Source organism: Pseudomonas sp. NPDC087185, from assembly GCF_044744955.1.
Classification (GTDB): Bacteria; Pseudomonadota; Gammaproteobacteria; order Pseudomonadales; family Pseudomonadaceae; genus Aquipseudomonas.
The window spans coordinates 1-2,113 of the sequence record NZ_JBIUZK010000015.1 but is presented as its reverse complement, the minus strand read 5'-3'; the positions used below and the strand labels follow the sequence as shown (position 1 = coordinate 2,113).

General features: G+C 50.6%; 2 protein-coding genes and 1 pseudogene. All 3 read left to right on the top strand.

Annotated features, from left to right (window positions below; translation table 11 throughout):
* Positions 1–1,032: pseudogene (locus tag ACIPIJ_RS27855) on the top strand (hypothetical protein); the annotation flags it as partial.
* 3 nt (positions 1,033–1,035) lie between these two features.
* Positions 1,036–1,929: a DUF6708 domain-containing protein gene (locus tag ACIPIJ_RS27850; RefSeq protein ID WP_401083224.1), complete on the top strand. Its 894-nt coding sequence runs from the start codon at positions 1,036–1,038 to the stop codon at positions 1,927–1,929.
* Positions 1,926–2,113, top strand: a 188-nt coding sequence (locus tag ACIPIJ_RS27845; RefSeq protein ID WP_401083221.1) for a toxin VasX, incomplete at its 3' end; no start/stop codon positions are given. The genes ACIPIJ_RS27850 and ACIPIJ_RS27845, both read left to right, overlap by 4 nt.

Sequence of the window (2,113 nt, the reverse complement as noted above, 5' to 3'; positions counted from 1 at the left end):
CAGAAGAGCGATGTGCCGGAATATACAACGGGGTTCGCTGCGTCGATTTTTGGTGTGATTGGTGCAACGGGTGCGACATTGGTGAGTGTGCGAGCCACGCAAAAAGCTTTGATGTTGAGACTGGGCTATACGGGCCTTGGAATGGCTTTCGGAAATGGCTTATTAAAACTTCTAGGTAGCAAGCTTTTCGCACGAGGCTCGGGTTACCCCGCAATATTTCTTGGTCTTCTTTCAGACGGTTCAAAAGCTTTTAACCAAAAAGAACAAGGAGATCTAATCGCTGGAACTTATACGTTTGCCGGAGGAGCGAGTATCGCCATAGGATCAGCAGTCGCGCTGGAGGGAGGCCTTGCAATCGTAGGGGCTGCCTCATTTATCTCATTCGCGGCGCTAGCTGCAACAGGTATTGTGTTGCTCGGTGCGGCCGTAATAGTTGGCGGGCTGTACTTGCACTCAAAGGCAAGCGAGCGAATTCACACGCCGTTAGAACTGTGGGCAGCCAGAAGCATATTCGGAACACGCCTAAACGATGGAGAACATCGGAAAAACATAACTTTAGATTCTGAAAAAAGGCTACCACCCTTCGCGCACATCAATGAAGAAATACAGACCTGGCACATCAAGTACTTTTCTCCAGTTATGATTACAGCGAAGAAAGCACAAAAAAATTTTTCACTCGAACTGGAAGAGCATTCTAAAGATAACCACTTTCGGCCACAGCCTGATCTGAGCTGTAGCATCCACAAAAAAACCTCTGAACCCTTTAACACAGCACAGTTCATCATTCTACTCAGAGAGTTTACTGTCGGGCTCAGCGAATGGACTGGAAACTTAAGCAAAACCAGCGCCAGGGGAGAGACAACCACTATTGCTAATTCCCCTCAGTGCTACCTCACTGGTCCAGGCTTGATCATTCAAGTGAAATTTGACGCAAGATATGCAAACGACGCCATCTTCCAAATTAGCTACCGCCCAAATAACGGCTTAAATACAAGCACGGAAACATCTGCACGCTTCAACCTTGAGGATTAGCTTATGTCAGTAATCTGGACATTTGAACCCAAACTCACCACCCCTATAAAACCGAACATAGCCGGGCAACTCCTAAGCGCATCCGAAAAAAATTTATCCTTACGTAATCCCTGGGTAACCGACTCAGTGCTCATGGGGAAGCTCTACACAGCCATGATGCTGTGCACTGCTATTTTTTTCTACCCAGGCATTCAGGCCAGCGATTTAAACAGCAAACTCGATGGCGCCCTTACCTTTTTCACAATTCAATTATGCACCCCTTTTATATTCATGCCTTTCCTAGTTTACCGGGTGTTATTGATAAAAAAACTATCCAACATCCTCCTGAATCGCAGCACGAAAAAAATATATTACAGGCGATTTAAGCAACTTATAGTATTTGATTGGAATAGAACTGTTGGCGGCCTTCTCAAACGCACCGAATTCGGTGGATCCTCTTTTAGTACCAGCTACGCACTCGCTTTCGCCCCACGCCGCGAAGACGGCACTTTGCACCAAAAAGACTGCCTCTGGATCGACAGTAACGAACCCACCGAAGGGGACATCAAACATGTCGCCGAAGTCTGGGAGTACCTGCGCCATTTCATGGACCACGGTCCGGACAAACTCCCCCCGCCCGGCGAGCCCAACTGGTGGTACAAACCTTTGCATGAAATCTGCCTCACCCCGGCACAAGCTTTTCAGCATTACGCTCCTTGGCGCACTGGCGAGCCCGGAGAAATGCAGGGCAAAAAAAACTGGCAATTGCCTTTCTGGGCCGTGCTGTTCCCTTACAACCTGTCCGTCGCTATCGGCTGGTACATCATCTGCCGCGTCTTCAATGTCCGTGCCGCACCGCCCCCGCCTGAAGCCTTTGAGGAAGCTCCGCCAACTTCAGGTAAAAGGAAGCAACGATGATCAGCCGCGCCACCTCCATCCCCGCCTGCAGCGCGCGCGTGCCCATCCTGCCGGTCCGCTACGCCATCGTGCCGCGCCTGGGTGATGCCCCGGTGTGCCGCTATGCCGATTCGGGCTTCGAACTGGAACAAGGCTTTGCCCCCCTGCAGCAGTCCTCCTACACCTTGCGTGCACTGCGCCCGGG